The following is a 6,147-nucleotide window of genomic DNA, read 5'->3' on the forward strand; positions in this document are numbered from 1 at the left end:
CTCTGTTGAGGGCTTTTTTACATCGCGTGATAACCGATTACCAGTGACGCATCTTATGGCCTTTCACTGCATAGAAGAGAATAAACAGATAGCAAGGTAACATCACCATATACCCGCCCTGCTGCCCCATATCCGTTGCCGAACTCATTAACCCCCAAGACACTGGACCAAAGGCACCGCCGGCAATCCCCATGATAAGGAGCGCAGAACCCGTGCTCGTCAATTTGCCCATGCCCGACAAAGCAAGAGGCCATACGGCAGGCCACACAATCGCATTGGCTAATCCTAATAAAGCAATCAATAGCAAGGTATCAGGTAAAGCTACGCCCCCAAAAGGCACCAACAAAGTGTTAGCAATAGCGTAGGAATTGTTATCCCCAAACAGAATGCCTAAGGTGAGTAATATGCCTAAAATTGCGGAAATCATCAGCGCTGTCGGTTGAGAAATAATGCGAGGGATAAGGATAATCCCCAGCGTATAACCCAGCACCATGCAAACCATAGTGTATGAGGTCATGACCCCGTAATGCTCAACGCCTAAAGATAACGCAAAGGTACCTATAGTATCGCCAGCGATCACCTCTACCGCTACGTACACAAACAATGCCAACACACCAAATGCTAAGTTAGGGTGAGACAACGCCGCTTTAATCTGGCTTTTATCTGTATGCTCAGCGACTTCATCTTCATTAGATAATTCTGGTAATGGGGATTTTTTCACCGCCAAGGCTAAAACACCGATAAACACCGCCATGCCTAAGTAAGGAAAAACCAAACTATTGGCCATTTCATCAATTTGTACTTGCGTTAATGTTGTGCCGATACGGTCTTTAAAACTATCTAAAATCAACGCAGAGAACACTAACGGTGCAATCACCCCCGCACCTTTGTTCAAAATACCCATCACGCTAACACGCGCCGCCGCAGACTCTTCAGGCCCAAGACGAACAACATAAGGATTTACTGCGGTTTGCAGTAACGTCTGCCCCGCCCCCATAACTAATTGGGCAAATAAAAATAGGGCGAAGACTTGAGTCTTCGCCGCTGGAATAAACAGTAAACCCGCGAGCATCATCACGCCCATGCCCAAGGCCATCCCATTTTTGTAGCCCACTTTACGGATAAGCCACGCCGAGGGCAGTGCAGTAAAGGTCACCGCGATATAGAAAGAAAACAGGATTAATGAGGCTTGGAAGGGGTTGAGTTGCAAAATCTGTTTTAAATAGGGCATCAAAGATCCATTCAACCAAGTTGCGAATCCGAGGATGAAAAAGAGTGCTGCCACTATCGCCATGGGGAGAAAACTGCTTTTCTGCTGGCTTTTATCGAGTGTCATTTCCATAAACCTGCTTCTTATAGTAATTAATTTTTAAGGTGATGGCGGGACAAAAAACCGCTGAGTATTCCGCACATCCGTATCGCAACTCATCTGCAATGGCTAATGTTATCATCCAAACGCACCATTGTTTCAGTGATGTTAAAACAAACAACACAAAAAGACAACGCTGTCATTTGCGATTTAGTCCGCAAAATGACCCTATTTGCCCCAAAATGAGCCACAAACACTCAGTTAATACCTGATTTACGGCCATAAATGCTATGAGCCCTCTGTTTAATAGAAATAAAAAAGCCACAGAGGTGAGTCTGTGGCTTGAGGAGAAATCAGATACCAACGCTAGATCCGCACAAAAATATTGCGACGATACATCCAGTACAGCACTAACCATTGAACGGTGAGCAAACCAATCACGGCCGCTAAGGGCTGAGCATTTTCCGGTAATGCCGCGATAACGCCACCGAACACACTCTGGGCGATATACTTCCAATCCACCAGACTAGAGGCCAGATAAATAATGATGGCGTTAGTGCCTATCACCACAAAAATAAAGGTGAGCTTTTGCCATTTGAGCACATCCACTAGGGCATAAAACAGCGCTAACAGCAGCATGCTCCAACCGCTAGTGACCAATACAAATGAGCTTGTCCACAGCTCTTTATTGACGGGAATAACCCCATCCAGCAACCAGCCTAGGGCCAAAAAAACACCTCCAGCAACGCTCAATAAGCCAACCTTAGCCCACTCCCCTTTTGGATGGGATTTCACAATAAAGTGACCGACAAACACACCCGCTAAGGCGTTGACTACGGCGGGCAGTGTCGATAACACGCCTTCAGGATCGGGCGTTCGTCCTTGATAACTCATACCTGGCAATAAAAGGCTATCCACATAAGCATTGATTGACTCAGTGGGTGATAACACTCCAGCCTGTCCACCAGGAAACGGCAACCAGAGTTGTACCGCGCCATAGGCCACTAATATGCTCAAGGCCACCAGCACTTGGGTCCTCAAACTGGTATGCCAGACCAGCAAGGCAGCAAAAAACCACGCAAAGGCAATTCGACCTAAGACGCTGGCATAACGGACTTTTTCAGGATCGACAGGCGCTCCCGTCCCCCAACCATGGTTATAAAGAATGCCAAGCAACAACAAAAGAAACAGACGTTTAATCCCGTGGCGATACACAGGCATACGCTCATGCATTGGCAGTTTATCTAAGCGTTTTGGCGATAATCCAAGGGCAACACCTGAGAGGAAAATAAACAGCGGAAAAATCAAATCATAGAAGCGAAACCCATTCCACTCACTATGGTGCATTTGGATATCACCCCATTGCCAGCCAGCCCAGCCCGTCAAGATAAGCAAGGCGCCAAATAGGGCTTCGCCACCTAAAATCCAAAACATATCAAAGCCACGCAAGGCATCGAGGGACATCAACCGCGGTTTTGACTGACTATTTTTCGTGGCAGCATCCTGAGCATTCACGCCCGTATTGGTGATAGTTCCCGGCGCAGTCGTACTCATACCATTATCCTTTATTATTGTTATTTCACTTATTTTATAACTTTTGAGCAAAATACAGACTGTACAATAAAAAAACTTAGCCCCTGTCATCAAAATACGACAAGGGCCAAGGTTAACGCTTTACTGACTCAACCCACACTAAGGGCGAACATAAACCGCATTTCCAGCAATGTAGTTGGCCAGCACTTTGTGTTGATTATCTAGCAGCACTAGATCGGCACGCTGCCCTACCACTAACCGACCAACGCTCTCGGCAATGCCAAGGAACTCGGCAGGATACAAAGACGCCATTCTCAGGGCCTCACCGAGTGGTAAACCGAGCATCTTCACACAGTTCTCAACCGCGGTCGCCATGTCTAACACACAGCCCGCCAGTTCACCCGTCACCGCATTTAATCTATCGCCAACACGCAGTACCTGAGTACCAAACAGCTCAAAACTGGTTTCATCATCCATGCCTACTGGCGGCATGGCATCGGTCACCAACATCACTTTGCCACGGGGTTTCGCGCGCAGGGCAACTCTTGCAGCAGCTGGATGCACATGGTGGCCATCGACAATCAAACCACACCAAGCGGTTTCGCTCTCAATCGCCGCCCCCACCACGCCAGGCTCACGGGAACCTAAGGGTGACATAGCATTGTATAGGTGAGTAAAGCCTGTCGCCCCCGCCGCTAAGGCTGCGACAACGGTATCGTAGTCCGCATTGGAGTGGCCTAAACACACTTTAACGCCCGACTCGACCAACAGGCGGATCACCTCGGGCGAGACATTTTCAGGTGCTAAGGTCACCACTCGAATCCCTAAATCCTGACGGCAAAAAATCGCCAGTTCAGCCTCGGTGATCTCGCGGATAAAACCTTGTGGATGTACGCCTTTTTTAGGAACCGAAAGATGCGGGCCTTCAAAATGTACGCCTAATACACCCGCGCTCTTTTGTGCGACCGCACTGGCAACCGCATCGGCAGCCTTGGCCATCACCTGCACATCATCGGTGATAAGCGTGGGTAAAAAGCCTGTGGTGCCAAAGCGAGCATGCGCCTTACCTATGGTTTCAATGCAAGCGACCGTCGGACTAGTATTGAATAACGCGCCGCCGCCGCCGTTAACTTGCACATCGATAAAACCTGGCACTAGGGTGCCTGGGTAGCGAATTTCCTTAGCACCCGATGCGGTGTCTAAGCTTGCAATCAGGCCATCTTCAATGGTGACAGGCACATCCCGATGGAAGGCTTCACCATCAAAAAGTTGCTCGGCAATTAAGGTGAATTTCATCCCAAACCTCTTTTCAAATTAACGCGGCGACAACGGCCATCCATTACAGCGTTTGAGTGACTTTTTTCAGCCCAGCGGGTTGGTCAGGGTCAATACCACGGGCAATCGCGACTGCTGCCACGTCAATATAAAAACGTTGTAGCAAGGCTAACGGCGCAACACGTGGGTGAATATCCGTCGATGTTTGGTTTAAATGCACTAAATCTGCGCCACGTTGACTCACATTTTCAATCTGTTCAATATGGCTAGCGTACGACTCATCGCCAATGCAGACATCCACAATCGTGAGTTTTTTCTCCACTAAGGTCACAGGACCATGGAGGAACTCAGCGCTACTAAAGGCTTCGGCATGGATAGAGCACACTTCTTTTAACTTAAGTGCGATTTCCTTAGACACGGCATAACCTAAACCACGGCCTAGTACGACTAAGTTTTTCACGTTTTCAACCGATGCTGGAGTCAATTGTGGCTCCGCATCCACCGCAGTTTGCAGTGCTTGAGGCAAGGAGTTAACTGCGGCGGCGAGGGATTCGCTCTGCGTCCACGCCGAGGCTAATTGCAAAATCGCTGACAACGTCGCGAGATAACTCTTGGTTGCAGCAACGGCTTTTTCTTCGCCTGCACGTAGTGGCACGACGACATCGACGATATCCTTGATTGGCGCGGTTTCATCGTTTACTAACGCCACACAAAACGCGCCGGCGTTTTTCGCCATACGCGCTTGGGCTAAAATATCAGGGCTGCGGCCAGATTGCGAAATCACAATCACTAATCCGCCTTCTAACTTCAAGGTTTTACCGTAAACGCTGGCCACAGATGGCGCGGCGGCAAAAGTGGGGACACCCGCTTCGATTTCAAAAAGATATTTAGCAAAGACACCCGCATGGTCCGATGAACCACGGCCCACAATCATCACAAAACGGGGATCGAAAGCACGCAGTTTCTCACCTAACTGCTGCATTAAATCGGCGTTAGCGGCTAACTGACCCGCAATCTTCTGCGGCGCAGTGCGAGCTTCTTGCTCCATAATAGTGTTTGTCATGTTATTTACCTTACAAATCAATACGGGTATTGCTTTAGCACTGATGCGCTAAAACGGCTTATTCATTAATGTTGATTGAGTTAAATTGCTGCTGAGCGAAGTACATGGCACCCAATTCTGGCGGTGCTAAGGTTTCAGAAATCTTTGCTACCACATCGCTGCCAAGCCAGGCCTGTAGCGGTTCGGCAAGACCACCGATCATCGAGAATCGCACTGGATTGAGGCTAAACAGCTTGCGTGCCATTTCACTGATGTAATCGGCTCCTTCCTGCACAATCCCGCGAGCGACTTCATCACCCGCGTTTGCACAATCGAGTACGCTTCTGGCTAATTCGGCATAGCAACTCGAAGACTTACCGGCGAGATGCTCGACGATGCCCAAGGCATCACTTACCCCAAAATGGTTTAACAGCATCTTGGTTAAAGCAGTCGGCGCGGCAAAGCCATCGAGGGCGAGTAACACATGCTCGGCGGCTTTTAAGCCAAGCCAAGCACCGCTGCCCTTATCACCCAGCGCAAAACCGTGGCCACCAATACTTAAGCTGTCATCACCTACATGGGCATAACCGCAAGACCCCGTACCCGTAATGATCACCGCACCATCCGCGCCGCGGTGTGCACCGATACAAGCGGTGTGAAGATCCGTAGTGACATACATGGCTGCAAACGGATGCTGCCAGCTGATCACGTCCTGATACAGGCGCGGCACATTGACTCCCGCCAGCCCTAAGCCCGCAACGAGTAAATGGCTATCGGTTTCCTTCATGCCCGCATCCAACAGAGCTTGGCGAGTCGATGCTTCAATCGATGCAAATGCTTGTGCAAGACCATGCAGCGGATTAGCGCGCCCAGCAACACCTGTCCCTAAAACGGTACCGTCCGCAGTATAGATAGTGGCTCGGCACTTACTGCCGCCCCCATCAACACCGATAAACAGTTGTTGATCTTTTGTCTGGACTAACCCCAT

5 protein-coding genes are annotated in these 6,147 nt (G+C 49.3%); all 5 read right to left on the bottom strand.

Annotated elements, in window-relative coordinates; translation table 11 throughout:
• Window positions 1-37 precede the first annotated feature (37 nt).
• Window positions 38-1,336 carry a sugar MFS transporter gene (locus tag SHEWPOL2_RS21200; RefSeq protein WP_037431469.1) on the bottom strand — a complete coding sequence of 433 codons (1,299 nt, stop codon included), beginning with the start codon at window positions 1,334-1,336 and terminating at the stop codon, window positions 38-40.
• Window positions 1,337-1,675: 339 nt separating this feature from the next.
• Window positions 1,676-2,863, bottom strand: a complete 1,188-nt coding sequence (locus SHEWPOL2_RS21205) for a DUF5009 domain-containing protein (RefSeq protein ID WP_037431463.1) — start codon at window positions 2,861-2,863, stop codon at window positions 1,676-1,678.
• Between the two features lie 138 nt (window positions 2,864-3,001).
• Window positions 3,002-4,138 (bottom strand): N-acetylglucosamine-6-phosphate deacetylase, encoded by a 1,137-nt coding sequence (gene nagA / locus SHEWPOL2_RS21210; RefSeq protein WP_037431465.1) that lies wholly within the window; start codon window positions 4,136-4,138, stop codon window positions 3,002-3,004.
• Between the two features lie 43 nt (window positions 4,139-4,181).
• On the bottom strand, window positions 4,182-5,180 hold the full coding sequence (locus tag SHEWPOL2_RS21215; RefSeq protein WP_011623683.1) for an SIS domain-containing protein: 999 nt from the start codon (window positions 5,178-5,180) through the stop codon (window positions 4,182-4,184).
• 58 nt (window positions 5,181-5,238) lie between these two features.
• A partial coding sequence (locus SHEWPOL2_RS21220) for a BadF/BadG/BcrA/BcrD ATPase family protein (RefSeq protein ID WP_037431467.1) occupies window positions 5,239-6,147 on the bottom strand: 909 nt, incomplete at its 5' end.

Source organism: Shewanella sp. POL2, from assembly GCF_000282755.1.
Taxonomy (GTDB): Bacteria; Pseudomonadota; Gammaproteobacteria; order Enterobacterales; family Shewanellaceae; genus Shewanella; species Shewanella xiamenensis.

Bases quoted from the DNA above. Each gene is read 5' to 3' on its own strand.
- SHEWPOL2_RS21215 (WP_011623683.1), bottom strand. From the start codon at position 5,180: ATGACAAACACTATTATGGAGCAAGAAGCTCGCACTGCGCCGCAGAAG.
- SHEWPOL2_RS21200 (WP_037431469.1), bottom strand. From the start codon at position 1,336: ATGACACTCGATAAAAGCCAGCAGAAAAGCAGTTTTCTCCCCATGGCG.
- SHEWPOL2_RS21205 (WP_037431463.1), bottom strand. From the start codon at position 2,863: ATGAGTACGACTGCGCCGGGAACTATCACCAATACGGGCGTGAATGCT.
- nagA (WP_037431465.1), bottom strand. From the start codon at position 4,138: ATGAAATTCACCTTAATTGCCGAGCAACTTTTTGATGGTGAAGCCTTC.